The following is a 26771-nucleotide window of genomic DNA, read 5'->3' as shown; positions in this document are numbered from 1 at the left end:
ATTACGATTAAATTCCAATTCGTTTTGCAATGTACCTTGTCTTGCGTTTAGGCGCAAATCTTGATGCATTTACTTATACATTAATCTTCAGGGCAGGGTGGAACCTCTAAACCACGACGGGCATAAAAGTCTTGAACATACTCGTCAAACGTACCATTATCTAGAGCATCACGCAGGCCTTGAGTAAGGCGTTGGTAATAACGTAAGTTATGAATCGTACCGAGCATCGATGCCAACATCTCACCGCACTTCTCTAAATGATATAAATAGGCACGAGTAAAGTTTTTACAAGTGTAACAGTCGCAATGAGGGTCTAAAGGTCCTTTATCATGACGATATTTGCTATTACGAATTCTTACCAGACCATCAGTGACAAAATAATGACCATTACGTGCATTACGTGTAGGCATTACGCAGTCAAACATATCAACACCGCGACGAACCGCTTCAACGATATCTTCTGGCTTACCTACACCCATCAAATAGCGAGGTTTATCCTGAGGCATTTTGTTTGGTAAATAATCAAGAACTTTGATCATTTCCTCTTTAGGTTCACCTACAGAGAGACCTCCGATCGCATAACCATCGAAACCGACTTCGAGTAAGCCTGCAAGAGATTCATCACGCAAATCCTCGTACATACCACCTTGGATGATGCCGAATAATGCATTTTTATTCTTAAGTTCATCGTGGTGGTGGGTTTTACAACGTTTTGCCCAACGTAAAGAAAGCTGTAATGATTTCTGAGCTTCTTCATGTGTTGCTGGATAAGGTGTGCACTCGTCAAAAATCATCACGATGTCTGAATTTAAGACATGCTGAATTTCCATCGAAATTTCAGGAGATAAGAAAACTTTTGAACCGTCAATTGGAGAACGGAAAGTCACGCCTTCCTCTTTGATTTTACGCATTGCGCCCAAGCTAAATACTTGGAAACCACCTGAGTCAGTCAAAATTGGTTTATCCCATTGAATAAACTCGTGCAGACCGCCGTGCTCTTTAATCACTTCTAAGCCAGGGCGTAAATATAAATGGAAGGTGTTACCCAAAATAATTTGTGCTTGAATCTCTTCAATATCACGAGGCAACATGCCTTTTACAGTACCGTAAGTACCAACGGGCATAAATACAGGTGTCTCAACAACACCATGTTCTAAAGTGAGTCGACCACGACGGGCGCGTCCCGACTGACCTAATTTTTCAAATTGCATGACACCAATCCATCAAGGCGAAAAAACAGTTCGCTGATCAAAAACGGCTATTTTCCTTGATTATGGTGTGTAGTTCTACTACTAAATGTAGCTATAGAGAAAAAATAAAAAAGCCATTTCAAAACGAAGCTGAAATTGGCTTTTAAATGTTTAAATTTACTTTTAAAAATTTGGTCTATAGTCAAAATTTTCAGTCGCTAAATTATCTTTGAAAGGACGAATTTCTTTCTTCGACAGTGTCATTGTATTGATCAAATTATTTGGGAAAATCTGGATATGATTGTTGAATAACTCAACATTACGGTTAAAGATCGTAATAGCAGCACCGACATTTTCATTTTGTTCCTGAATATCATCCATCATTTTGCTGTAAAGCGTATCAGCTTTAAGCTCAGGATAATTTTCAACAACAACGTTGAGACTGCGAATGAGTTCTTTGCTCATTTTTTCGATGCTTTGTAGTTGAGAAATATCAGTATCATTAACATTTAAATTAAGGATCTGCTGACGAAGCTCAGTTACTTTTTCTAAGGTTGATTTTTCAAACTCAGTGTAACGGCTCAAGGTCGTTTCTAAAGATTCAAGCGTTTTAACTTTTTGACGTTCAAAATTGGCCACTTCTGACCATGCACGTTTGGTCGCATTAAAGTAGCGTACAATCGTATTGCGAATATGAATGCCCCATACAATCAAAAGAACAAAAATCCCCAAGAAAATAATTAAACCAGTCATGACCTTACCTCGTTATTGTTGCCTTAATGGAACAGCGTATATTCCATTTATCTTTGTTCTAAAAAGATTTATCGGCTATTTATTGAATTAAATTAAGCATCAATTGTTGAAAACGCTGATATTCAGGCATCGTCATGGTTCGTAAATGACCTCTCAATGCTGGTATATCGTGGATTGCATCATGTTTACTCGTGATTCGGAAAAGATCTTGTTCACCGAGATAACATAAAATCTGTTCTTCATGATGATAAATTAAATCACCTGAAAAATGTTCAAAAAAATCATGTAACTTGAGTGTCAAACTTGGGCTAATACTTTTTGCAAGTTGATGCTGATCTAGACCAAAAATATTGAGTTTCTGATTAATTAAAATATCACTGCTTTGCCATGAGCGAGTATACGGTTCAAAAAAACGAGAGCGCTGATCACTAACAGCAATGCCCAAATTCGGCATTTGAAAAACAAAAGCACCCCATAAATCTTTATGGATTTCTTTGACGATTTTTTTATCGCTATTGCCATCTTGCAAAATTGGCATTTCAGTTACGTAATGGTATTTAAAAATCAGGACTTGATGTTTAGTCGTTCCATCGTCCCAAACGGTAGAAGCATAATGTGTAATTTCATTTGATTCAGTTCCACGATTAAACAGTGGGAAAGATTGCTTCAATTTACTTATTACAAGTAATGGTTGCGCCTGAATCGGAAGATAAGCAGGGAGTTGTTGGAAGTTTAAACCATAACGAAGTTGAATCATTCTTTGTTCTAAATATTCAATCACTTGTTCAAGTGGTTGTTTTGACTCATAAAGTAGATAAGCAAGAAAACCTGTCAAAAAAGCACCCAAAAAACTCCAAATAAATTGTAGATGGGGGTGTAGAAAATAGCCAAAGATTAAAGTACTTAGACTAATTGTTGCCAATAAATAAGGCAAAATATTAAAAAAACGCAGGCTGTGATCTTCACGCCACGGATGCAAGGCATCTAGTAATGCTTGATCCGTGTGTGATGATTGTCCCGCTTCCCACAGCCGAGCGATATTGCGAAAAACTTGAGCATTTTTTTTACGTCTTATATGTAATGCTTGTTGTACTGTATCGATCGGCATAAGCGTATTTAAATCAAACGATTAATTTGTCTATTAGCATAGCATCACCGTAACTAAAGAAACGATAACGTTCTTTAACTGCATGCTCATAAGCCGATAAAATGTTGTCTCGATTTGATAACGCAGAAACAAGCATTAAAAGTGTTGATTCGGGCAAATGGAAGTTGGTAATCAAACGATCGACGATACAGAATTGGTAGCCTGGATAAATGAAAATCTGGGTATCACCTGTCCATGCAGCAATTTTGCCATCATTTGCTTGAGCCGCGCTTTCCAATGCACGAGTTGCTGTCGTACCGACTGCAATCACTTTATTACCACGTGCTTTGGTTTCTAAAATAAGATCAATCGTGGATTGTGGAACATCACACCATTCACTGTGCATAATGTGATTGGTAATGTCTGTTGTACGAACTGGCATAAATGTGCCTGCACCGACATGCAAAGTCACAAATGTCTTTTGCACACCTTTTGCCGCTAATTTTTCTAATAAATCTTGGTCAAAATGCAAACTTGCTGTTGGAGCAGCTACGCTAGCAATTTTTTCAGGATCGTGAAAAACCGTTTGATATCGTTCTGTATCAATTTCTTCTGCTTCACGATTGAAATAAGGGGGGATAGGGAGCTGACCGTATTGATCAAGTATCGATAAAATCGGTTGTGAAAACTCAACCACAAACAAGTTTTCATGGCGACCTTTTACTGTAACTGGAACTGAATCTTCACCGATATAAAGTTCTGCACCAGCTTTAGGTGAATTACTTGATTTAATATGACAGTGAGCTGTGTGTGTGTCCAGCATACGTTCAACAAGAACTTCAATTGCCCCACCAGTTGCACGTTTACCTTTCAAGCGAGCCTTCATGACTTTGGTATCATTTAATACGAGCAAATCACCCTCGTTTAATAAATCCAAAATATCAGTAAAGCTATGATCATGGTAATGACCTTGATCATCGATATGAAGTAAACGCGAAGCGCTACGGCTTTCTAGAGGATAGCGAGCTATAAGTTCATCAGGGAGATCAAATGAAAAGTCTGAAAGTTGCATACATCTAAAACATTGCAGAAATTGTGCGTAGTATAGTCTTTTTTGTATTTTTGCGCTGAGCTGCTGATAACTTCCTAAGAAAAATAACTGAATGATTTAAAAGTGAACAATAAGTTAAAGATGGGGTTTGACAATAAAATCAAACAGGTTATCATACGCAACACAAAGCATCGCACTCTTCCCGAGGTGGTGAAATTGGTAGACGCGGCGGACTCAAAATCCGCTGTCAGAGATGACGTGTCGGTTCGAGTCCGACCCTCGGGACCAAGATTCAAAGACCCCAAGCTGGTATTAAAGGCTTGGGGTTTTTTAATGCCAAATCATTTTTAATTTAAAATTTTATTCCGACAATAAATATAAAAGAGTATTGAGTGTTAGATTTAATTATAAAAGTATGACAAATTTTTTAACGATCTTGCAGCTCTTTGTTCGGTTAGATAAAGCAAAAAGATTTACTCATAGATGGAAATTCTATTGAGAGCAGTGAGCAGCGATAACTGATTATATCGACAATTATTATGAATAAGACAAAGAGAAGATTGTAAAGGATTGTGCTGCTCAGGCTTTAGTGTGTTCTGAAAGAGTAAGCCATCTTGAAGTTGATTATGTCATTAAAGAGTACCCACTAAGTCTTTTTAGTATGATCAGATGCGATGATAGAAATATATGATGATTTAAACATTCAACATGTAGCTAAAAAATAAATCTTCGATACATAATTCAATACGTTTAAATTTAATGAAATTTCACGTTTTGTTGCGAATTGATCTAATCAAGAATTGCCTTTTATGTTAAAGTTTGTTAATAGTAGTGATAGTTTTCACATTTTTTCTTATTAAAACGTAAATAACCGAATAACGATAATATCCGAGAGGCAAGCATGGCTATTCAATTACTAGAATTACAGCAAGCCGACAAGTTAAGTGCTTGTAAAATTTCTCTTTCTTTGGGTCTCACTTCAGAGCAAAATTTGCTTGAACAGTTCTTACAATTCAATAAAACATTAATGCAAGTCGGTAAAGCTTTACTTATTTTTCATCAAGAGCCTTATTTTTGGCATCACTGTTCAGAAAAGTTGACTGCAATTGACGCTACAAAAGTCACGAAAAGTTTGAATACTCTGTTTGTAAATAACGATTTTATTGATGAAACACACCCACATTATTTAAATTTACTTTCGTTTGTACATGCGTTGAAATCTAAAGCACAATCCCTTGTCGCTGTTCATCTGAGGCATCCAGATCAAACTTCTTTAGGTTATCTAATTTTGTTTGATGAAGCTGTTCGAGACTTTAGTGCAGTTCAGAAACAACTTTTACAAGACCACTGTAAAAGCTTTATGCAAAAACTTGAATTGAAACTCAATCACGATGAACTCAAAGAATTATACGAACAAGAGTCTGCATTAAATTTTAGCAAGACAAAATTCTTTTCTATTATTTCCCATGATTTACGCGCTCCCTTCCATGGTTTATTGGGTTTTTCAGAGATTTTGGCTAAAGAGCGTGATACATTGGATGAATCTAGTATCCAAAACATCGCTGACTATCTCTATGAGACGTCACAGTCGACTTACAACCTGTTGGAAAGTTTGTTGAATTGGGCAATGGCTGAAGGTGGGCGTTTTGTATATCACCCAATAAATTTTAAATTAAGACAAATTACCGATATCGTGACAGATATTTTAAAAACCTTAGCGTTGAAGAAAAATATCCAATTGATCAATGAAGTAGATGAGAGTCTTAAAGTCTATGCAGATATGAATATGGTGACTTCTTTGATCCAAAACCTTGTTTCAAATGCATTGAAATTTACGGATACGGATGGCGCAGGAAAAGTTTATATTCAAGCCCAACCTCAGGGCGAATTCGTGGAAATACGAGTGAAAGATTCTGGTTTGGGAATGACAGAAGAACAGATACAGAATTTATTTCAACCACGTATGACGGTGAGTTTAAAGGGCACAGCTGGTGAAAAAGGTGCGGGTTTAGGGCTTTCTTTGTGTAAGCGTTTTGTTGAGCTGAACCATGGTGAAATCAGTGTGACATCTCAAGAGGGTGAGGGCACGGTCTTTAAAGTTTGCTTACCTGCTGAACGCCAACATGCTGAATTATCTACCGAACAACATAAATCGAAAGCGAAATTAGTCTAAAGTGATTTTAAAGATAACGATGTAACTGATATAACTACTAGAGATGACCAGACATCAGTTGAGCTTTTTTATATGAATGCGGAACAGCTACATAAAACCTTAGTTGCAAGCCAATATGCAGAACAAGTTTTAAATTTATACCAATCAGAATTAGAACAAGCCTATAGCAAAGATCAATTTTCAACCTCTTTATCTACCGAAACGATTCACCAAACCGTCCAAGAAACGGTTGCAGTTCAGACTGATGAGCAAGCATGGATGAAGGCATTGCGTATTTTGCGTGCCAAATTAATGTTTCGTTGGATTTGGCAAGATGCAAACCAATTAACCGATGTAGTGACACTGACTCGAGAGCTTTCTGCTTTTGCTGATGCTTGTATCTGCGTTGCGAAAGATTTTGCGCGAAAGCCATTGATTGCTAAACACGGTGAGCCAATCGGTTATTCAGGTCAGGTTCAGGATTTGATTGTCATTGGAATGGGGAAACTTGGTGCAAAAGAGCTGAACTTATCCAGTGACATTGATCTAATTTTTGCTTTTGATGAGCAAGGTGAGACCAATGGCCGTAAATGTATTGATGTTCAGCAATTCTGTATTTTGTGGGGACAGAAGTTAATTTATCTGTTGGACCATATCACTGCAGATGGTTTTGTCTTCCGTGTAGATATGCGTTTACGTCCGTGGGGTGACGGTTCAGCTTTAGCGATCAGTCATACAGGTTTGGAAAAATATCTGAGCCAGCATGGGCGTGAATGGGAACGTTATGCATGGATTAAAGCCCGTGTGATTACAGGTGGAAAAGAAGGCGAAGATTTGATGGATATGGCTCGTCCATTCGTCTTCCGGCGTTATGTTGATTATTCTGCATTCGCTGCGATGCGTGAAATGAAAGCCATGATTGAGCGAGAAGTTCTACGCCGTAATATCGAAGATGATATTAAATTAGGCGCTGGCGGAATACGTGAGATCGAGTTTATCGTGCAAGTTTTTCAGTTGATCTATGGTGGTTCCCGACGTGAGCTGCAAGATCGACAATGTTTAGTTAACTTGCATCATTTGGGTGATGCTGAATTATTAGATCAGCAAGCTGTTTTTGATCTTGAAGATGCTTATTTGTTTTTAAGACGAGTTGAACATGCAATTCAGGCATTAAATGATCAACAAACTCAATCTCTACCGTCTGAACCTGAATTGCGCCAACGTATGATAGATACCTTGGGTTTTAGTGATTGGAATTCTTTCTTAAATGTTCTGAATCAAAAAAGAGATAAAGTCAAAGTTCAGTTTAAACAACTCATTCAAGAGAAAGAGTTCTCTGCTCCCATAGATGATTCTGTAGAACTAGAACAACGTCTGAATGCAGTTCTGGATGATGATGCTAAAAACTTGATCCAAAATTTTTGGCATGGGCAAGCACTACGTAAAATTCCTGCGAGTGCTTTAGAACGGCTTAAGAAATTTTGGCCTCATCTAGTCGAAGCCATTTTACAATCAGATCAACCTCAAATGGCTTTATTACGATTAATGCCCTTGGTTGAGTCTGTATTACGACGAACTGTCTATTTAGTCATGTTGATGGAAAGTCGTGGTGCTTTGCAGCGTTTAGTAAAAATGGCGACAGTAAGCCCGTGGATCTGTGAAGAGTTAACACAATACCCCGTCTTGTTGGATGAGTTCCTTTCAATGGACTTTGGGTTGCCGCAACGCAAAGATTTAGAAGATTCCTTACGCCAACAATTAATGCGCATTGAAATTGATCAGGTTGAAGATCAAATGCGAGTATTGAGATTGTTTAAAAAGAGCAACGTACTCGCTGTAGCTGCCAGTGATGTCTTGGCTGAAAGTCATTTAATGAAAGTCTCAGATGCATTAACAGATATTGCTGAAGTATGTGTCCAAGCGACTTTAAATTTAGCTTATCAAGCGATTGCGCAACGTCATGGTTACCCTGTCAACAGTCAGGGTCAACGATGTAGTTTGGATGCGCAAGCTTTTGCCGTAATTGGTTATGGCAAGCTAGGTGGTATCGAGTTAGGCTATGGTTCTGATTTGGATTTAGTATTTATTCATGACTTTCAAGAGCAAACAGAGACTGACGGACGTAAAGGGATCAGTGGTGCAGAGTTTGCGATCCGTGTTGCTCAGAAATTTATGTCCTTGATGACTACTCAAACACTTGATGGTCGGGTCTATGAAATTGATACCCGATTAAGACCGTCTGGTGAAGCAGGGATGTTGGTGACGAGTCTGAAAGCTTATGAGCAGTATCAACAAAAAAGTGCTTGGCTTTGGGAACATCAAGCGCTCGTTCGTGCACGTTCAATTGCAGGTGAGAAAAGTTTATGTGAGCAATTTGAACGGGTACGCTGTCAAATCTTAACTCAGGTTCGTGATGAAAATCAGGTACGTGAAGAAGTGTTAAAAATGCGTCAGAAAATGAAAGATCATTTGGGTTCATCTTCTGAGCAAAAAAAACATGGGATTTTTCATTTAAAACAGGACTCAGGTGGTATCGTTGACATCGAATTTATGGCACAGTATGCAGTGCTTGCATGGAGTGGGACGAATACAGATCTCGCCCATTTTTCCGATAATGTAAGAATTCTAGAAGATGCTGCTAAAGCAGGCTGCTTATCCAGTGAAGATGCCACAGCATTAATACACGCTTATCTCCGTGAACGAGCTGAGAGCCACCGTTTAGCACTTGCAAATCAATCTATGCAAGTTAATGCTGCGGATTGGCACGATACCCGCGAGATCGTTTGCAAGTTATGGCAAAGGTTAATTGATCCAAGTGCAATAGCATTGGAAAGTGAATGATTGTGTAAAAAAATGGAGTATGTGCGATGAGTTTGGCTGATCGTGATGGTTTTATTTGGCAAGATGGAAAATTAGTGGATTGGCGTGATGCAAAAATTCATGTCTTAACTCACACACTACACTACAGTATGGGCGTCTTTGAAGGTGTCCGCGCCTATGAAACCCCAAATGGTACAGCAATCTTCCGTTTGCAAGATCACACTAAGCGCTTATTAAATTCAGCAAAAATTTATCAAATGAATGTTCCATTTGATCAAGCGACATTAGAACAAGCACAAATTGACGTTGTTCGTGAAAATAAATTAGCGTCTTGCTACCTTCGTCCATTAATTTGGATTGGCTCTGAGAAACTTGGTATTGCTGCAACAGATAACACGATTCATGCTGCTGTAGCTGCATGGGGTTGGGGCGCATATCTTGGTGAAGAAGCGATGGCACGTGGTATTCGTGTAAAAACTTCTTCATTCACTCACCATCATCCAAACGTGACGATGTGTAAAGCGAAAGCATGTGGTAACTACACAGTTTCTATCTTGGCACACCAAGAAGTCGCACGTTCAGGTTATGACGAAGCAATGTTGCTTGACCCTCAAGGTTTCGTCTGCCAAGGCGCTGGTGAGAATGTATTCTTGATCAAAGATGGCGTATTACATACACCTGATTTGGCTGGTGGTGCATTAGAAGGAATTACACGTCAAACGGTGATCACGATTGCTAAAGATTTAGGTTATGAAATGATCGAACGCCGTATCACACGTGATGAATTCTATATCGCTGATGAAGCATTCTTCACAGGTACAGCTGCTGAAGTAACACCAATCCGTGAGTATGATGACCGTCAAATTGGTTGTGGTTCACGTGGTCCGATTACTACAGAAATTCAAAAGACTTTCTTTGATGCCGTCCAAGGTCGTAATGATAAATATGCAGATTGGTTAACTTACGTTAAATAAGTAAAACTCTGCGAAGAAAGCGAAGCTCATGCTTCGCTTTTTTATTGAAACAATGTCAATAGATTGCAATTAAATCATCATTAATCTTTCATCTAACTTCTTTAGCTTGGTCACTAAGATCAAGAATAAAATCAGAGAACGAATGAAGATTACTGTAGTGGGTGCTGGCTATGTGGGTTTATCAAATGCCTTATTGTTTGCTAAGCAGCATAATGTGGTTTTACTAGATATTGATAAAAGTCGTGTAAAGTTATTAAATCAAAAAGTTTCACCGATTAGTGATACTTGCATACAACACTATTTAACTGAGTCGCATCTAGAGGCAACGACTGAAAAAGAGCGTGCCTATCAGGATGCTAAGCTGATTATTATTGCTACCCCAACAAACTATAATCCTGAAACCAACTATTTTGATACTTCTAGTATTGAATCTGTCATCGATGATATTCAAAAAATAAACCCAAAAGCGCTGATGATTATTAAATCTACAGTGCCTGTGGGCTATACCAAAGAAATTTCGAATAAGCTGAAACTTAAGAACTTAATCTTTGCTCCAGAGTTTTTGAGAGAGGGGCAGGCCTTACAAGATAATCTCTACCCATCTAGAATTATCGTAGGTGAAAAATCTAAACGCGCAGAAAAGATTGCGAAATTGTATTTAAAAGCCACGGTCAGAAAGGATGCAGTTTTACTCTGTGTTGACTCAACTGAAGCTGAGGCCATTAAACTATTTTCAAATACATATTTGGCAATGCGAGTAGCATTTTTTAATGAGTTGGATACGTATTGTATAAAAAACAAGCTGAGTGCTTTGGATATTATTAAGGGGGTGGGTTTGGATCAACGCATCGGTGATCACTACAATAATCCTTCTTTTGGTTATGGAGGTTATTGCTTGCCTAAAGATACCAAACAGCTTTTAGCTAATTATGATGATACTCCTCAAGAGCTGATTTCAGCGATCATTCGCTCTAACCAAACTCGCAAACAGGCGATCATTGAAGATATTAAGAGTCATAATGTTTCATGTGTGGGTATATTTCGCCTAACGATGAAAGCCGATTCAGATAATTTTAGAGAATCTGCTGTTCATGATGTATTACAAGGACTTGCTCAAGAAGGCATAAAGATTGTGATTTATGAGCCTACTTTGGATGTTAAAGAGTATTTTGGGCATCCGGTGATGAGTAGTTTACAAAAATTTAAATCGGCTTCTGATCTGATTATTGTCAATCGTATGGTGCCGATGTTCAGTGATGTCATGGAAAAAATCTACACGCGAGATTTATTTGGTATCAATTGATAAGGTGATAAAAACATAAATGGCTTGAAGGGTTTGACGAATTAATAATAAAAAAAGTTACAAGGTCTATGCTAAGATAGCTCAACATTCAGTGCATATTGTTTTGACGATTTGGGATTATTTCCCGCGCATTTAAAATAATATCTAAGGCATTTAAGGTTAGCAGATGGCAGACATTCAACAAGATTCGGCAGCTCATGAAGACAATATTATTTTGTGCATGAAATGGGGAACCAAGTACGGTGCCGAGTATGTCAATCGTTTATATAATATGGTGCAACGCCATCTTACTTTACCTTTTAAAATGGTGTGCTTAACGGATCGTACAGAAGGTATTGATCCGAATGTACAATGCTTCCCGATTCCTCCATTAGATTTGCCTGCAGGAAGTCCAGAGCGTGGGTGGAATAAACTCTCAACTTTTGAACCTGATCTGTATGGTTTAAAAGGCAATGCACTGTTTTTAGATTTAGATGTTGTCATCGTAGATAATATAGATTGCTTCTTCCAAGAACCAGGTGAGTTTCTGATTATTCATGACTGGAAGCGACCTTGGCGTATTACAGGGAATAGTTCTGTTTATCGTTTTAAGTTAGGGGCTTTTCCTGATATTTTGCCGTATTTTCGTGAAAACTTTGATGAAATTCGTCAAAAATTCCGTAATGAGCAAGCCTATTTATCTTGGTTTGTTCACAAAGAAGGAAAATTGAGTTATTGGAATGATCAGTGGTGTAAAAGCTATAAATATCATTGTCTAAGAAAAATTCCATTTGCTTATTTCCAAGCACCAGTAAAACCAGAAGGCGTTAAGATTATTATTTTCCACGGTGAAATTAATCCACCTGATGCAATCAATGGTGGTGGTGGTAAATGGTATCGTTATGTATTGCCATCAGATTGGATTAAAGAGGCTTGGCAGTAATTCTATGTCGTCTGTATTAAATCAACAGCCTCGACCATTTCGCTTAAGTGTTGTGATGATGGTAAAAAATGAGGCAAAAAATTTAGCCATATCCTTACCTGCTTTAAATGGTTGGATTGATGAGCTTATTGTTCTTGATTCTGGTAGTACAGATCAGGGTCAGCAGTTGGTTGAAGCTGCTGGTGGTCAATGGTTTGTAAATACAAATTGGCAAGGTTTTGGTAAGCAAAGACAGTTGGCGCAAAGTTATGCAACGGGTGACTGGATTTTAGCACTAGATGCTGATGAAGAAATCACTCCTAAATTGAAGGAAAGTATCCTTCAGGTTATAAAAAATAAGCCGGAAAACACAATTTATGGTATTAAAAGAATTGACTGTATTTTTGGGCATGCAATTGATAATCCATATTGGCCGTTAAAGGCGCATTGGCGATTGTATCCAGCAAATTTTCAATATAATGATAATTTAGTACACGAATCAATAGAAATCAAAGATGCTCATACTTCTACTTTGCAAGGTCTTTTATTACATCATACTGCAGAAACGCCATATTTTTGGATAGATAAGCGTTTATCTTATGCCAAGGCTTGGGCTGATGATCGTGCACTACGAAATAAAACTTGTGGTGCATTAAGCATTTTTGTGCATACTTTTTGGGCGTTTTTTAAGCAGTATTTTATAGATGGTCGTTTCCTTATGGGGAAGTATGGGCTGGTTTATTCGTTACTATTTACTCAATATACTTTCAATAAATATGCAATTTTATATGACTTAGTTAATAATCAGGCAGAACTAGCATTTCAGGAATCTGTAGATATTGCAAAAACTTTAACCCCAATTGATCAATCACGAAAAAAGTCTACTTTGTCTTTGGTTATGATTGTTAAGAATGAAGCAAAACATTTAGCAGCTTGTTTAAATACAGTACATGATATTGTAGATGAAATTGTGATTTTAGATTCAGGTAGTCATGATCAAACTGCTCAGATTGCTGAAAAATATCATGCTCGGTGGTATGTGAATACAGATTGGCAGGGATTTGGAAAACAACGTCAATTAGCACAGCACTATGCAACGGGTGACTATATTTTAGTATTAGATGCTGATGAGCGATTGAGTCAAAGTTTACGTGAGTCGATAGTCAAGATTTTAAACCAGTCAGTACAAACAGATTGCGTTTTTAGCTTGGCTAGAGTGAATTATTTTTCAGGTATACCGACGCATTTAAGAGGTTGGTATCGTGATTGGGAAAATCGCCTTTATGCTCGTCACTTTTTTTCTTATTCTGATTTGGATGTGCATGAGTCTGTCAATACAAACAGAGCTCAGATTGTCAAATTAAAAGGTTTGCATCTCCATTTTACTAGTGAAGATTTATTTCATTATGTGGTGAAGCGTAATCGTTATAGTCTTGATTGGGCTTGTGATAAATACAAATATCAGAAAAACATTAGTTTGATTAGTATACTCTTGCGGACCTGTTTTTCGTTTATACGTGAATATTGGATACGCGGCGCATTCTTATCTGGTGCATATGGGATCATTTCATCTTTAGTTTTGATGTTTTATACATTTGATAAATATTTGATTCTTTGGGAAAAGTCTCAAGGAAATAGCTTAAATAAGTAGTGGTGTGTGATGCCTCCTAGAAAAAAATCCAAGTTTGAGCAATGGTTTTCATTTAGTCGACATCAACGTCGTTTTGGTGCAGATAAAATTTATGAAAGCTTGGAGCAAACTGATATAGAGACACTTAAGAAAAAGTTGATTGTTGGAAATGACATTGAATATACCTATGGCTCTGAAAAAGATTTAAATAAGCATATAGAAAATCTTAAGCGAGAGTTTGTTGGGCAGCCTGAGATCAATCATTTTCACGCCAGTTTAATTGTTTTGATTCGTCGTGAAATTGATATTGATAAAAATTATAATAAATTCAAAGATTTGTGGCTAAGTGAGCGAGATTTTTTATTAAACTCTTTGAATACGCGATGGTTGGTTTCTGCTTGTGATACTTTCATAGATTATGAAAAAGATACTACTCTGAGAGCAATATTGATGATAGCGGTAGTATTGATAAATACAATTAAAGCTCAGGAAACAGAAGCTATTTTGTGTAATCAACGATATGTGGAAAACAAAACCGCCTTAGAAAAATTACAAAGTCAACGGGTTGCTCTCTTTGATGGAACATCAGCTTTGGCAGTTGGCACAGATGATACACTTCGAAATATGCGTTGGCGCTTAGATCAGGTTTGTTCAGAACATCAATTAGGTGCAATTGTTATTGAAATCTTTAAACGTCTACAATGTGAAGAAAATAATAATATTTATTCACGTTCGAAACAGCGTCATAAAAGAGAACGCACAAGCTGGTGGTAAGTCTTGGATATTGATAAATGGTAAATCTTCAGATGAAAAAAATTGTAATAGCTATATTCACCTTACAAGGGAATGGAGCAGAGCGATTCGCATTAACACTTGCAAAAGGTTTGGTTGATGCTGGACATGAAGCACATATTGTTTATTTTAAAAATATTATAGATTTGCCTATACCTGAAAATATCCAGCTTCATTTTTTTGATTATCAAAAATACCGTGCAATTCCAAAGTTTATGCGGACAGGTTTTGCAGCACGGGCATTTGATAAGTTTGTGCTAAAAAATATTGGTATACCTGATCTTGTACTTTCAAATCTATATCCTGTGGATTTTATTTTGGCTCATAGTCAATTACCCAATGTTCATTTGGTAATTCACAATACCACTAGTCAGGAATACGCAAAGCAACTTACTCCTCAATTTATTGAGCAATTGAAGAAGACCTATTTAGCAAAACCTTGTATTGGTGTAAGCGAGGGAGTTACGCGGGATTTTAGGCTGCTATTTGGTGAAAAAAGCCAAATTAAGACTATTTATAATCCAATTGATGTGGATGTTGTGCGGAATGCTGCAAATGAATCTATTCCTGAATATCAGGATTATATTGTTAATGTTGGGAAATTTAAGCAGCAAAAACGCCATGATATTTTGATTCAAGCATACGCCAAAGCAAATGTATCACAGAAGTTAGTGCTGGTGGGTACAGGTGAATTGATGGAAACCTCAAAACAACTGGTAAAAGAATTGAATATTGAAGATAAAGTTATCTTTGCTGGATTCCAGAAAAACCCTTATCCATTTATTAAGAATGCAAAATTAATGGTGGTCTCTTCTGATTTTGAGGGTTTTAGCATCGCAATTTTAGAAGCATTGGCATTAAATACACCAATTATCAGTACGGATTGCCCATCAGGACCCAATGAAGTTTTACCATCCAATCATTTGGTCCCTATACAGGATATTGATGCTTTGGCCAATAAAATTGAAAAAACTTTGGATGATACTACATCTTATACAATAGGGTTGGATCAAAAATTCTTGCCAGTCCAAACAGCCAAGCAATACCTGTCTTTAATCAATTAGTTGTATAAATGCTTGTGTCATTTGATCCATACTATATCGTTCCATAATATCCTCAGGAATATGATAGGGGTGTTGAATGACATCTTCCAAAGCATTTTTTAAAGCATGAATATCATTGGTTTTCACCAGCCCACGTTGCATATCTTTAGTGTATAGCTGGTATGAAATTCCTTGACTACAATTATAGGCAATCACAGGTGTACCAAGTATTAGCGCTTCACCAATTACTAAGCCAAAACCTTCTGTTTTAGATGGCAGAACTAGGACTTTACTTTGCTGGATATACTGCTGTGGGTTTTCAACCCAACCTGTAAATATTACGCGTTCCTGCAAATCTAATTTTTTCACCAGTTTAAGTAGTTTATTTTTTCTATCGCCATCACCCACAATTACCATCTTTCCAGAAAGGTTGGATTGGCTTAAAGCGCTTATGCCATGTTCAATTTGCTTAGAGGGTGATAATCGACCTACATAACAAATATCCCAAATCTTTTCATTTTGGGTATCTGCTGGGATTTTCGGATTAAGTAAACCATTATAAATGACTTGAATATTAATATTGTCCAGTAATTGCTTATATTTCTTTTCTAAATCTGTATTGAGGACAATAATGTTCTGATTGGAAAAAATTTCTTTAAATCTTTCGGTAAAGAGTTTTTGCTTATATATATTGCGTAATAGTTTAATCGGATTCCATGTTTTTTTAAAGGCTGGAAGAATATCGCCTTGTGACCAAACCCATAGATTGGGGTGCTGGATATAAGGTAGGGTGAGGTAGGCATACCAGATCGTTACAATAATGGCAGAGGGATTGATTAAATTGATCATGGATTGAAAATGAGCAATTTTCCCTGATTCAAGTGGTTTGTCTATTAGAAGTTTCCCGCCGACAAAGTGTTGAGGAAAACATGCACAATGTAAATGGAATTTTGTTGTGCGTTCCTGATAGTTGTTGATATCCAATAGAGTCATTATATGGATAGTATAACCCTTGGCAAAGAGATGATCTGCAAGATTAAGTAGCATAATCTCTGCACCCCCTCCTTTAAGATGATCAACAATGAAAAGAAGATTTTTATTATTTGATGGTGCTGTCATTAAATGATGCTCATTGGATGGGATTAGACAGAAGAGAATTGGATAAGCAATTTTTATTTATATGGATCAGGTATATCTCCACCCCTAAACCGTTTATACCCCCACATGTATTCAGTTGGGAAGCGGTTGATCATTTGCTCTACCGCTTTATTTAATGCAGTTGTTGCAACTTCTATATCTCGATCATAAAGTTCAGGATCATTGAGATCATCACAGTAGACCTCAAAACCTTCACCATCCTCTCTTCGGAAACAACTTAATCCCACTAAGCGGCATTGAGTTTTTTGTGCCATTTTGCTGGCTAAAGTACTGGTTAAGCAGGGAATTCCAAAAAAAGGAACCACGACACCACCAGAGGGTTGAGGGACATGATCTGGCAGAATTACACTGAAACCACCTTGTTTGAGGTTTTTGAATAATGCTTTAACACCGTTGGCATCAGTTGGAACTAGTGTCGCGTTTAACCGTTGGCGAGCATGTAAAGCAAAAGCATTAAATCCTGAGTCTTTCATGGGTTTATACATAATGGTAGGAATACCATATTGGTGTACCCATGCATTCATCATTTCCCATGTACCGAGATGAGGGGTAATAATTAAAGCACCTCGGGGATCATTTAATGCATTTGTTAGTACATCTAAATGATGAACCATCTTTATTTGCTGGATACTCCATTCGGGAGGCATTGCCCAGCATTTCCCAGATTCGATATAACTTAAACATTGCTTCGTTACGCTTTCTTTAGCAAGCTTTTCACGCTCACTCTCAGGAATATCTGGATAAGCAAGACTTAGATTTACCCGTGTTTTCCAAAGCATACTTTTATCTGGGTTTTGATTAATAAAGTAAGCCGCCACTTTTGCAATACTGCGCAAAAATGCTAAAGGTAGAATACTGAGTAAAGTGGTATAAAACGACATTGCGATTAATCTTGTTTATTCGCGTTGCCTTTGAGGACCATATAAATGAGGGCGACAAAGATTAGAAGTGCACCTGCTAAGCTACTAACGCAAAAATATAAAATGCGTTCATTGGTCGTCATATTGAAAAGTTCATTTGCTAAGATATAGCGCATAAAAAACCATTGTGCCAAAGAAAACACAATAATCACAATTGCATGTCGACGTACATCCGGACGCATTGCCATAACAATGACCTCTCAATAAAAAGCAGTTCATTATGCCACTAGCATAGATATTCTCAAAGTATAAATTATCGTACCAATGCTCTCCAAAATGAGGGGGCTGATAGCCATAAAAAAACCCTGTACGAGACAGGGATTTTATTTGATCCATAAAACTACAGATTATTTTTCTTCAGCTTTCGGCTTTTCACGTAAACGAATGCCTAAGTCACGCAATTGATTTGCTTCAACAGGAGCTGGAGCTTGAGTCAATGGACATTCAGCAGTCTTCGTTTTCGGGAATGCGATCACATCACGAATTGAAGATGCACCAGTCATCAACATGATCAAACGGTCAAGACCAAAAGCCAAACCGCCGTGTGGAGGCGCACCATAACGTAATGCGTTTAATAAGAAGCTAAATTTTTCTTCCGCTTCTTCTTCGCCGATACCTAAAGCTTCAAAAATTGCTTTTTGCATTTCTAGTGTATAGATACGAAGTGAACCACCACCGATTTCAGTACCGTTCAATACCATATCGTATGCAACTGACAATGCCGCACCTGGATTGCTCTTCACTTCTTCAACACTTGATTTTGGTAGCGTGAATGGATGATGAACAGATGTCCATTTACCATCATCAGTTTCTTCGAACATTGGGAAGTCAACAACCCAAAGTGGAGCCCACTCGCATGTTGCAAGATTCAAGTCATGACCGATTTTCACACGAAGAGCGCCCATCGCGTCATTTACGATCTTCGCCTTGTCTGCACCAAAGAATACGATGTCACCGTTTTCAGCACCAACGCGTTTGAGTAGGTCAAGTACGATTGGTTCGATGAATTTAACGATTGGTGATTGAAGACCTTCGATGCCTTTCTCAAGTTCATTGACTTTAATATAAGCCAAGCCTTTAGCACCGTAGATGCCTACGAATTTAGTGTATTCGTCAATCGCACTACGTGGTAATGAACCTGCACCAGGAACACGTAACGCTACAATACGACCTTTAGGATCTTTTGCAGGACCAGCGAAAACTTTGAACTCAACGTCTTGCATTAAGTCTGCAACGTCAACCAATTTCAATGGAATACGCATATCTGGTTTATCAGAAGCATAATCACGCATTGCGTCAGCATAAGTCATACGTTCGAATTTATCGAATTTTACATTCAATAATTCGTTGAACATTTTAACTGTTAAGCCTTCCATTAAATCCATGATGTCATCGTCACTCATGAACGATGTTTCAACGTCGATTTGGGTAAATTCAGGCTGACGATCTGCACGTAAATCTTCGTCACGGAAACATTTCGCGATTTGGTAATAACGATCAATACCACCGACCATCAACAATTGTTTGAACAATTGTGGTGATTGTGGAAGCGCGTAGAAACTACCATTTGAAACACGGCTTGGTACTAAATAGTCACGTGCGCCCTCAGGAGTAGCACGAGTCAAGATAGGTGTTTCAACGTCTAGAAAACCGTGATCTTCGAAATAGTTACGAATTAAGTTAGTAACTTTAGAACGGAAGCGTAAACGATCTAACATTTCTGGACGACGGATGTCCAAGAAACGATATTTCAAACGAATTTCTTCAGAAATATTGGTATTTTCGTCATTTAATGGGAATGGTGGAGTTTCAGAAGCAGCAAGAACTTCGATTTCTTTTGCCAAAACTTCAATTTGACCACTCACCATGTTGGCATTTTCGGTACCTTCATAGCGACGACGTACACGACCTGTAATTTTTAAAACAAATTCAGAACGTGCTTTATCCGCAGTAGCGAATGCTTCTGGTGTATCAGGATCAATAACGACTTGAACTAAACCATCACGGTCACGCATATCAAGGAAAATCACACCGCCATGGTCACGGCGACGATGAACCCAACCGCATAGAGTAACTGTTTGATCGATTTGGGCTTCAGTTAAAGAGCCACAGTAATGAGTGCGCATCATATTGAATTATTTATCCAAACTATATTGGCTAGAAGGTGAATGCGTAAACAGCGCAGCACCAATGAAGGGGAGATTATGCCTTGTTGAACGTATAGTCTCAAGTCTTAATGCTTTAACAGAATCTTAAACATCCGCTTTTAATTAAAATGAGCTTTAGTTCTTATTTCGATCTAAAAATAATAGGACTAAACATGAGGCAGTAAATAGTATTAACCCTGTCTGAGTAAACTCATTAATTGATTTGCCGATAAAAAAATATCGTTCGGTGTTCCAAAGATCAGAATGGATGTGGCGACTATAGCCCCAGACAGATAACATCCCAGAATTTGTTGAAATTATTAAGCTTATGATCATGAATAATTTAATTTTTACAGGAACAGCTTTCGGTTGCTTATGAGTATGGTAATAGCTTTTACACATGCAAAAGATAAAAGGTAAAGCCACTACAGATGAAGTAATTTGCAATATGAAATGTAATGGATAATTTAAACCAAATATTGAAATGTTCTGAGCCAGTAAATCTCTAAAAACGAAAGTTCGAAAATCCAGATGCGTTAAACCATCCCATACTAAATGGGTTGCGGTACCGATGATAATTGCAAAACAAGTCATTAATACGAAAGCGATGACTTGATCAAACGATTTAATATTTAGAGGATGAATGATCCCTAGCACTCTATACATCACAGGGCGGTAGATCAGATACCAAAGTAAGCAGAAAAACAAACCTATCGGAAGGTTGGGAAAAATAACTCCTGACCATTGGTGTGCGATAGGTAGATTGGCTTGAGTAAATAAACGATATAAATCAGGTGTCATGCATCCAATCGCCAAAGCAGCAATAGGAAGATGTCCTTTAGTCAGTTTTGATAATGGTGGTGCAAGTACAGCGTGGGAAAGTGTAAAAGGCATATCGTTAGAAAACGAGTTTTTATGAAATCATGGAGCAGCAGTGTAGCAAATGTTTCGTGTTGTGATGTTTCTTATTGCAAATTGGATGAAATGTTATAATATAACAAAAATAAATTGGTTCGAGATATTGTTCATGTTGTTTTATAAAAATATATTAACGCTGTCTATATTAGCAGCTGTTTCTGTAACAGCTTTTGCTGCTGAAAACGAAAAAGTTGAAAGCTTAGAAACGATTAGAATCAAAGCGCATCCATTGGAACAAACCTCACAGGATTTTGCGGTAGCCGATAGTGTGATTGATCAAACTAAATTATCACAAGGTGCCGTAACCATTGGGGATGTTCTTGGGCAACAAACGGGGATTTATTCAAATCAGTTCGGCGCTGGTTCAAGTCGTCCTGTCATCCGAGGTCAAGATGGTGCTCGAGTTAAAATCTTACAAAACTCATCTGAAAACATTGATGTATCGACCTTATCACCTGATCATGCGGTAACTGTAGATCCTGCATTAGCAAAACAGGTCGAAGTGATTCGTGGTCCTTCTACATTATTATTTGGTGCAGGTACAGTAGGTGGTTTAGTCAATGTGATTGACAGTAAGTTACCTACGCAAATGCCTGAAAAAGGTTATGAAGGAAATGTTGGATTACGCTACAACACGGGAAGTGATGAAAAGCTGGCAAGTGCTGGTGTTACAGTTGGTTTAGGCGATCAAGTAGCATTACGTGTTGAAGGTTTAAAACGTGATGCGAATAATTACATTGCACCCGATTATTTTCATGAAGGTGAAAAAGAGCGTCGAGTTGATAATACTTTTGCTGAAGGTCAAACTGTAAATGTTGGTTTGTCATGGATCTACGATCGTGGTTTTACAGGGATTTCTTACAGTAATCGTCAAGATAAATATGGTCTACCTGGCCACAGCCATGAATATGAAAGTTGTGAGGCTCATTTAGTTGGGACTCCACATTTACATTGTGGTGATCATGAACACGAAGATGAGCATGGTGGTGATCATCATGATGAACATGAAGGTGAACACGTACATGAAGCCGGACCGTGGATTGATTTAAAATCTGAACGTTATGACATTCGTTCTGAATTAGACAATCCGTTCAAAGGTTTTAAGAAGTTTAGAGCGCAAGCAAGCTATACAGACTATCAGCACGATGAAATTGAAGAAGATACGATTGATACTCGCTTCAAGAATAAAGCATATGATGGACGTGTTGAGTTGGTACATAACCCAATCGGTACATGGGAAGGCGTGATAGGTACTCAGTATGGACAACAGAAATTAAATTTAACGGGTGAAGAAGCATTTTTAGCGCCAAATACGACAAAAAAATGGAGTCTTTTTGCCCTAGAACATGCCCAATTCAATGATGTACATGTTGAGTTGGCAGCTCGTGTGGATCAACAAAAAATCGATATCGAAGATTCAAGTAAGAAAGATTTTGATGGTTCAGCATTTTCTGCTTCAGGTGCCGCTAACTGGGAATTTGCACCAGACTATAAACTTTCTTTAGTTGCATCGCATCAACAACGCCTACCACTAGCTCAAGAGTTATATGCTGATGGTAAACATTTTGCGACCAATACTTATGAGTTAGGAAATGATCAGCTCAAAAAAGAGCAGTCGAACAATGTGGAATTAGGCTTCCATTATGATAACAACCGTTTTGATTATCATATCCATGTTTATCATAACTGGTTTGATGACTACATTTACGCACAAACTTTAGATCGTTACGAAGACTTCCGCCTAGTAAAATATACTCAAGACAAAGCACGTTTTTATGGAGCTGAGGCAGAAGCTGCTTACCAAATTTCTCCTACATACAAAATAGGTGTGTTTGGTGATTACGTGCGTGGAAAAATCGACAATGAAAATGCTCCACGTGTTCCAGCGGGGCGTTTAGGGACTAAAGTAAATGCTGATTTTGGTGATGGGTTCACTGGATCTGCTGAGTATTATCATGTCTTTAACCAAGACAAAATCACGGCATATGAAACCGAAACGCAAGGTTATAATATGTTGAATCTTGGTGTCGCTTACTCGGGTGAATATAGTAATTTAGGTAATTATCGCGTTTTTCTAAATGCAAATAATCTTTTAGATGATCAAATTTATCAACATGCATCGTTCCTTTCAACGATCCCGCAAGTTGGTCGTAATTTTACAGTTGGTGTAAATTTTAACTTTTAATTTTCACTGAAATCTTATTGAAATATCAATCTATAAGCTCTAGCCTTGGTTCATTAGGCTAGGGCTTTTTCTGTTTATATGCGCATCTTCCAAAGAATTCATCAAAAGTTAAACTGGTCAGGTCGACGTTACATGGCAGTGATATTATGTATTTTAGCGATAGGATATATTGCTTCTGCAATTTATCATACGGTGAAACCTATTCCTAAAGGATTGAATTTCACTGGTCAATTACGTCATGCCAATGTGAAATTTCTAGCAGACCAAACTTATGTCGATGCGCAAGGAACTCAACATCTCGATCAGAAAATTTTTACTGAAATTTTTAAATTAATTGATGATGCACAAACCACAATTGTGCTGGATATGTTTTTGTTTAATCAAGAAGTAGGTCAATCCAAGATTCAGCAAATCCCTTTGATGCAAAAATTAACAGATGCATTGATTCTAAAGCGACAACAGAACCCGAACATTCAAATTGTACTGATCACTGATCCAATCAACTCGGTATATGGTGGGATTGCACCTGAACATTATCGTTCATTGCGCCAAGCAGGTATTGATGTAATCGAAACAGATTTGAAACCTTTACGTGCATCTAATCCACTTTGGTCTGGTTTTTGGTATATCTGTTGTCAGAATCTAGGCAATAGTTCAGAAGGTGGATGGTTAAAAAATCCATTTGGCGACGATAAAATCACTTTACGTAGTTATTTAGAACTATTTAACTTCAAAGCAAATCATCGAAAAACTTTGGTTGTGGATACGGAACAAGGTTGGAAAAGCTTAGTGACTTCTGCAAATCCACATGATGGCAGTTCACATCATAGTAATGTTGCTTTAGTTGTAGATGGTCCAACTGCGGTTGATATGCTACAGACAGAGCAAGCAGTTGCATCTATGTCTAAGGGCTCAAGTCCTGTTGTGATCATGGGCGCATTTGCTGAGGATAAGAGCTTGCCACAAGTGCAGGTACTGACTGAAAAAGCAATTTATGATGCTGTAATCAAGATGATAAATGAGGCTAAAGCTCAAGATCATTTAGATATTGCTATGTTTTATTTATCAGAACGACAAATTATTGAGGCACTTAAACAAGCTAAAAAGCGTGGTGTTGATGTGCGGATGATCTTAGATCCGAATAAAGATGCATTTGGTCGACAAAAAAATGGTATACCCAATCGACAAGTTGCTTCTGAATTGAATGCTGTTGGTATTCCGATTCGATGGTGTGATACTCATGGAGAGCAATGTCATAGTAAAATGCTGCTTAAATATAATCATCAGCATGCAGAGTTGATTCTTGGTTCTGCAAATCTAACTGCACGCAATTTAAAAAATTATAATCTTGAAACCAACATGAAAGTTGTTGGGAATACACAAGCACAGGTTTTTCGTGATGCAGAGACATATTTTAATTCATCGTGGAATAACCTAAATGGCCGTCAAATGACGGTTGATTATGCAAAGTATGCAGATGAATCAAAATTAAAATATTGGATATATCGTTTTATGGAATGGTCTGGATTGTCGACGTTCTAAAAAGAAAGAGGCTTATAGCCTCTTTTTTTATTATGGATTTGGTGGAATCAACTGATCCAAATCCTTATCAGCAAGTTGATCTAATTCACTTAGATCAGTTTGAATTTTCCACTGGCTTTCATCTTCAACAGGGTTGGGCAAACGTGCTTCAAGCCAATCACAAACGGTATTGGGATCAAATTCAGGATGGTTACATTGAATGACCCATGCCAAAAAGTCCTTTGCTTCACCATTCATATAGGGTGGTGGTGACACAGGGAAAAATTGTGTTGGTAAGCGCTCGTTGGTTGATAAGTAATTCAGAACATGTCCAAGTTCTTGAACAGTTTGCCATGCCAGTGCGTGTTCTACATTAATACTAAATTTAAACCACCACGCATGTTGCTCGTCTGTGCCATGTGCAATGATTCTTTCCTTTTGCACGCTTGGAATTTTAGAAAAGAAATCGTAAAGACGATCAAAATTCATTTCAGACACTGAACCACTCCAATACTAAAAAAAAGATATTAACATACTTAAGTTATGCTTCATTCAACATCAGCCCATCTTGTAAATTTTACTGGTTGTCGAAAAAAATATTATTACTACAGTGCTGGTGCTTTTCTGTACTAAACTAATTGTAGAAATCATTTTGAGGTACTAGAAATGAGGAAAAATAAACTTCAAATTTTGAGTTTAACTTTGGCAGTCAGTGCTTTGCCAGCCTTAAGCTACGCAAATGACTGGAGTGGCTATCGAGGAGTTGAACGTCGTCCATATCATGAATCTCAACAAACTTATCAACCTCCAGCTCAAGACCCTTTTGCGTTCTCAAATCAGCGTTATACACCTACAGCACCACCGAAGGGGTATTATTATCAACCCTACCAAAATAATCACTACTCTTACCAATATCGCCCAAGTGTCAGTATTGAATACTATCCTGAGACTCACTCTGAACATACATATCGCCGAGAGACATTTGTAGTCGGAAATGAGTTACCAAGTGAGTTTCGGAGTGAGCGTTATGTGATCCGAGATTGGGATTATTATTCTTTGCGCGAACCACCACGTGGACGCCATTGGGTGATGATCGATGGAAGATATTTTTTAGTGACTGATGATAATTTTAGAATCGAAATTATTCGATGAGCTTTAATACCTTAGGTTGAGATATCTCCATAGTTTCTCAGTATTGATTACAAAGTTTTGCAATCTCATTCGTTTTATTCATGGTTTCTCCTAGAGTTTTGCTTAATCTGAGTTCAGATCAAAACAGAGGATCAAACAATGAAAAAGACAGTTATGTTGTTGGTATCAAGTTTAATGTTTGGTGCATCTGCTTCAGCAATGGCAGATTCAAATCGTTGGAACAATCATCACGACTATAAAGATCGTTATGAGCAGCGTTACGATCGAAATGACCACCGACATGATCATAGAGATCCACCGCGATGGTCAAATGCAGATCGTGGAAACCATTATGGACAGCGAGTAAACTTTAAACGTGGCGAGCGTTTACCATCGGAATTCCGTAGTAAACGTTATGTGGTTTCAAACTATCGCTATCATCGTTTATATCAGCCACCACGTGGTTATAACTGGATGCAAGTACAAGGAAAATACGTGTTGGTTGATTCAAAATATCGTGTTTATCGAATCGCATAACTTAATGAATTTAAAAGCAGCCGTAAGGCTGCTTTTTTATGCAAGCTCATCGTCTTGAGGTCGAGGTGTCTTATTTGCTGGAATTTGCTGTTCCTGCTCTTTGCCTCGGATCACAGAGGGGTAGTTCCATGAAGCAAAACGAACAATGAGAATAGCCAAAGCTAAGATCAAAATGGATCCTGTGATGATGACCTGATCCATAGACGCTTTGTGATTATGTTGAATATCTGCGATAAGCAAGCGTGTAAGTGCTGTGATTGCAACATAAATCAGAAATCGTACAGGCATATGGTTGGTTTTGAAGTAAATTCCAACCATAGCGCCAAGCTCTAAGTAGATAAATAATAATAAAATATCATCAATCGTCGCATATTTTTTGACGGTTAAAATATCAATTACGGTATGAACTGCTGACCACGCGATCATACAGCCAATAATAAACAAAGCTAAATAATGGAATGCTTCAACGGCATAGTGACCAAATCTGTCAAATAAGCGTTGAATGCTTTCGAGTCTCTCTTTTGAAGTCGGCATAAAGATTAAATATTCTATAAAAAT

General features: G+C 37.7%; 23 protein-coding genes and 1 tRNA gene. 13 read left to right on the top strand and 11 right to left on the bottom strand.

Annotated features, from left to right (window positions below):
- Positions 1-80 precede the first annotated feature (80 nt).
- The 4 genes from tgt to queA all read right to left on the bottom strand — a co-directional run bounded on the left by tgt (position 81) and on the right by queA (position 4102).
- A complete protein-coding gene (tgt, locus tag Q9Q86_RS09830) occupies positions 81-1211 on the bottom strand; it encodes a tRNA guanosine(34) transglycosylase Tgt (protein ID WP_112987464.1) in 1131 nt (376 codons plus the stop codon).
- A 162-nt stretch (positions 1212-1373) separates the two neighbouring features.
- Positions 1374-1943 (bottom strand): LemA family protein, encoded by a 570-nt coding sequence (locus tag Q9Q86_RS09825; RefSeq protein ID WP_112987465.1) that lies wholly within the window; start codon positions 1941-1943, stop codon positions 1374-1376.
- A 79-nt stretch (positions 1944-2022) separates the two neighbouring features.
- Complete coding sequence (locus Q9Q86_RS09820; RefSeq protein ID WP_112987466.1) at positions 2023-3051, bottom strand: hypothetical protein; 1029 nt, start codon at positions 3049-3051, stop codon at positions 2023-2025.
- Positions 3052-3064: 13 nt separating this feature from the next.
- Positions 3065-4102, bottom strand: a complete 1038-nt coding sequence (queA, locus tag Q9Q86_RS09815; RefSeq protein WP_099949190.1) for a tRNA preQ1(34) S-adenosylmethionine ribosyltransferase-isomerase QueA — start codon at positions 4100-4102, stop codon at positions 3065-3067.
- 180 nt (positions 4103-4282) lie between these two features.
- Here queA and Q9Q86_RS09810 point away from each other — a divergent pair.
- From Q9Q86_RS09810 to Q9Q86_RS09770, 9 genes are all read left to right on the top strand, one after another.
- A tRNA-Leu gene (locus Q9Q86_RS09810) sits at positions 4283-4369 on the top strand.
- 613 nt (positions 4370-4982) lie between these two features.
- The gene (locus Q9Q86_RS09805) at positions 4983-6254 is read left to right on the top strand and encodes a sensor histidine kinase KdpD (RefSeq protein WP_112987467.1); all 1272 of its coding nucleotides are present in this window, start codon (positions 4983-4985) and stop codon (positions 6252-6254) included.
- Positions 6255-6326: 72 nt separating this feature from the next.
- A complete protein-coding gene (gene glnE, locus Q9Q86_RS09800; RefSeq protein WP_112987468.1) occupies positions 6327-9074 on the top strand; it encodes a bifunctional [glutamate--ammonia ligase]-adenylyl-L-tyrosine phosphorylase/[glutamate--ammonia-ligase] adenylyltransferase in 2748 nt (915 codons plus the stop codon).
- Positions 9075-9100: 26 nt separating this feature from the next.
- Complete coding sequence (locus Q9Q86_RS09795; protein ID WP_112987469.1) at positions 9101-10027, top strand: branched-chain amino acid transaminase; 927 nt, start codon at positions 9101-9103, stop codon at positions 10025-10027.
- A gap of 142 nt (positions 10028-10169) precedes the next feature.
- Entirely contained in the window at positions 10170-11330 is a 1161-nt protein-coding gene (locus tag Q9Q86_RS09790; protein ID WP_112987470.1) for a nucleotide sugar dehydrogenase, read from the top strand.
- A gap of 166 nt (positions 11331-11496) precedes the next feature.
- Complete coding sequence (locus Q9Q86_RS09785) at positions 11497-12252, top strand: glycosyltransferase (protein WP_112987471.1); 756 nt, start codon at positions 11497-11499, stop codon at positions 12250-12252.
- Between the two features lie 4 nt (positions 12253-12256).
- A complete protein-coding gene (locus Q9Q86_RS09780) occupies positions 12257-13882 on the top strand; it encodes a glycosyltransferase family 2 protein (RefSeq protein ID WP_171293792.1) in 1626 nt (541 codons plus the stop codon).
- A gap of 99 nt (positions 13883-13981) precedes the next feature.
- Positions 13982-14635, top strand: coding sequence for a hypothetical protein (locus Q9Q86_RS09775; RefSeq protein ID WP_227540275.1), 654 nt, complete (start codon positions 13982-13984; stop codon positions 14633-14635).
- A gap of 32 nt (positions 14636-14667) precedes the next feature.
- Entirely contained in the window at positions 14668-15717 is a 1050-nt protein-coding gene (locus Q9Q86_RS09770) for a glycosyltransferase (RefSeq protein WP_112987487.1), read from the top strand.
- Here the strand turns inward: Q9Q86_RS09770 and Q9Q86_RS09765 are convergent.
- The 5 genes from Q9Q86_RS09765 to Q9Q86_RS09745 form a co-directional block, all read right to left on the bottom strand.
- Complete coding sequence (locus Q9Q86_RS09765) at positions 15706-16815, bottom strand: glycosyltransferase (protein WP_112987473.1); 1110 nt, start codon at positions 16813-16815, stop codon at positions 15706-15708. The two genes, Q9Q86_RS09770 and Q9Q86_RS09765, sit on opposite strands and share 12 nt — an antisense overlap.
- Before the next feature lie 53 nt (positions 16816-16868).
- Positions 16869-17735 (bottom strand): lysophospholipid acyltransferase family protein, encoded by an 867-nt coding sequence (locus Q9Q86_RS09760; RefSeq protein ID WP_112987474.1) that lies wholly within the window; start codon positions 17733-17735, stop codon positions 16869-16871.
- 5 nt (positions 17736-17740) lie between these two features.
- Entirely contained in the window at positions 17741-17962 is a 222-nt protein-coding gene (locus Q9Q86_RS09755; protein WP_004908914.1) for a hypothetical protein, read from the bottom strand.
- A gap of 159 nt (positions 17963-18121) precedes the next feature.
- Complete coding sequence (aspS, locus tag Q9Q86_RS09750) at positions 18122-19903, bottom strand: aspartate--tRNA ligase (RefSeq protein ID WP_004950367.1); 1782 nt, start codon at positions 19901-19903, stop codon at positions 18122-18124.
- 153 nt (positions 19904-20056) lie between these two features.
- Positions 20057-20815 carry a DUF4184 family protein gene (locus tag Q9Q86_RS09745; protein ID WP_112987475.1) on the bottom strand — a complete coding sequence of 253 codons (759 nt, stop codon included), beginning with the start codon at positions 20813-20815 and terminating at the stop codon, positions 20057-20059.
- Between the two features lie 133 nt (positions 20816-20948).
- Here Q9Q86_RS09745 and znuD point away from each other — a divergent pair, with 133 nt between their 5' ends.
- Positions 20949-23024 carry a zinc piracy TonB-dependent receptor ZnuD gene (gene znuD, locus Q9Q86_RS09740; RefSeq protein ID WP_112987488.1) on the top strand — a complete coding sequence of 692 codons (2076 nt, stop codon included), beginning with the start codon at positions 20949-20951 and terminating at the stop codon, positions 23022-23024.
- Positions 23025-23102: 78 nt separating this feature from the next.
- A complete protein-coding gene (locus tag Q9Q86_RS09735) occupies positions 23103-24566 on the top strand; it encodes a phospholipase D family protein (protein ID WP_112987476.1) in 1464 nt (487 codons plus the stop codon).
- Positions 24567-24596: 30 nt separating this feature from the next.
- Here Q9Q86_RS09735 and Q9Q86_RS09730 read toward each other — a convergent pair whose 3' ends face one another.
- On the bottom strand, positions 24597-25043 hold the full coding sequence (locus tag Q9Q86_RS09730; RefSeq protein WP_004908900.1) for a hypothetical protein: 447 nt from the start codon (positions 25041-25043) through the stop codon (positions 24597-24599).
- Between the two features lie 168 nt (positions 25044-25211).
- Between Q9Q86_RS09730 and Q9Q86_RS09725 the strand changes: the two genes are divergently transcribed.
- Both Q9Q86_RS09725 and Q9Q86_RS09720 read left to right on the top strand, forming a co-directional pair.
- Positions 25212-25697, top strand: a complete 486-nt coding sequence (locus tag Q9Q86_RS09725) for an RcnB family protein (RefSeq protein ID WP_112987477.1) — start codon at positions 25212-25214, stop codon at positions 25695-25697.
- A 138-nt stretch (positions 25698-25835) separates the two neighbouring features.
- Complete coding sequence (locus tag Q9Q86_RS09720; protein WP_112987478.1) at positions 25836-26213, top strand: RcnB family protein; 378 nt, start codon at positions 25836-25838, stop codon at positions 26211-26213.
- Between the two features lie 36 nt (positions 26214-26249).
- Here Q9Q86_RS09720 and Q9Q86_RS09715 read toward each other — a convergent pair whose 3' ends face one another.
- Positions 26250-26747 (bottom strand): phosphate-starvation-inducible protein PsiE, encoded by a 498-nt coding sequence (locus Q9Q86_RS09715; RefSeq protein WP_004950384.1) that lies wholly within the window; start codon positions 26745-26747, stop codon positions 26250-26252.
- Between the last annotated feature and the right edge of the window lie 24 nt (positions 26748-26771).

The sequence above is a fragment of the Acinetobacter sp. A22 genome (genome assembly GCF_030913345.1).
Classification (GTDB): domain Bacteria; phylum Pseudomonadota; class Gammaproteobacteria; order Pseudomonadales; family Moraxellaceae; genus Acinetobacter; species Acinetobacter junii.
This window is presented reverse-complemented; position numbering and strand designations above follow the sequence as displayed.

What these genes read in the sequence shown, in the direction of transcription:
- Q9Q86_RS09760 (WP_112987474.1), bottom strand. Translation starts at nt 17,735, where the DNA reads ATGTCGTTTTATACCACTTTACTCAGTATTCTACCTTTAGCATTTTTG.
- Q9Q86_RS09735 (WP_112987476.1), top strand. Translation starts at nt 23,103, where the DNA reads ATGCGCATCTTCCAAAGAATTCATCAAAAGTTAAACTGGTCAGGTCGA.
- Q9Q86_RS09785 (WP_112987471.1), top strand. Translation starts at nt 11,497, where the DNA reads ATGGCAGACATTCAACAAGATTCGGCAGCTCATGAAGACAATATTATT.
- Q9Q86_RS09725 (WP_112987477.1), top strand. Translation starts at nt 25,212, where the DNA reads ATGAGGAAAAATAAACTTCAAATTTTGAGTTTAACTTTGGCAGTCAGT.
- Q9Q86_RS09820 (WP_112987466.1), bottom strand. Translation starts at nt 3,051, where the DNA reads ATGCCGATCGATACAGTACAACAAGCATTACATATAAGACGTAAAAAA.
- Q9Q86_RS09770 (WP_112987487.1), top strand. Translation starts at nt 14,668, where the DNA reads ATGAAAAAAATTGTAATAGCTATATTCACCTTACAAGGGAATGGAGCA.
- Q9Q86_RS09825 (WP_112987465.1), bottom strand. Translation starts at nt 1,943, where the DNA reads ATGACTGGTTTAATTATTTTCTTGGGGATTTTTGTTCTTTTGATTGTA.
- aspS (WP_004950367.1), bottom strand. Translation starts at nt 19,903, where the DNA reads ATGATGCGCACTCATTACTGTGGCTCTTTAACTGAAGCCCAAATCGAT.
- Q9Q86_RS09790 (WP_112987470.1), top strand. Translation starts at nt 10,170, where the DNA reads ATGAAGATTACTGTAGTGGGTGCTGGCTATGTGGGTTTATCAAATGCC.
- Q9Q86_RS09745 (WP_112987475.1), bottom strand. Translation starts at nt 20,815, where the DNA reads ATGCCTTTTACACTTTCCCACGCTGTACTTGCACCACCATTATCAAAA.
- Q9Q86_RS09805 (WP_112987467.1), top strand. Translation starts at nt 4,983, where the DNA reads ATGGCTATTCAATTACTAGAATTACAGCAAGCCGACAAGTTAAGTGCT.
- Q9Q86_RS09715 (WP_004950384.1), bottom strand. Translation starts at nt 26,747, where the DNA reads ATGCCGACTTCAAAAGAGAGACTCGAAAGCATTCAACGCTTATTTGAC.
- znuD (WP_112987488.1), top strand. Translation starts at nt 20,949, where the DNA reads ATGTTGTTTTATAAAAATATATTAACGCTGTCTATATTAGCAGCTGTT.
- tgt (WP_112987464.1), bottom strand. Translation starts at nt 1,211, where the DNA reads ATGCAATTTGAAAAATTAGGTCAGTCGGGACGCGCCCGTCGTGGTCGA.
- Q9Q86_RS09765 (WP_112987473.1), bottom strand. Translation starts at nt 16,815, where the DNA reads ATGACAGCACCATCAAATAATAAAAATCTTCTTTTCATTGTTGATCAT.
- Q9Q86_RS09795 (WP_112987469.1), top strand. Translation starts at nt 9,101, where the DNA reads ATGAGTTTGGCTGATCGTGATGGTTTTATTTGGCAAGATGGAAAATTA.
- Q9Q86_RS09755 (WP_004908914.1), bottom strand. Translation starts at nt 17,962, where the DNA reads ATGGCAATGCGTCCGGATGTACGTCGACATGCAATTGTGATTATTGTG.
- Q9Q86_RS09720 (WP_112987478.1), top strand. Translation starts at nt 25,836, where the DNA reads ATGAAAAAGACAGTTATGTTGTTGGTATCAAGTTTAATGTTTGGTGCA.
- glnE (WP_112987468.1), top strand. Translation starts at nt 6,327, where the DNA reads ATGAATGCGGAACAGCTACATAAAACCTTAGTTGCAAGCCAATATGCA.
- Q9Q86_RS09780 (WP_171293792.1), top strand. Translation starts at nt 12,257, where the DNA reads ATGTCGTCTGTATTAAATCAACAGCCTCGACCATTTCGCTTAAGTGTT.
- queA (WP_099949190.1), bottom strand. Translation starts at nt 4,102, where the DNA reads ATGCAACTTTCAGACTTTTCATTTGATCTCCCTGATGAACTTATAGCT.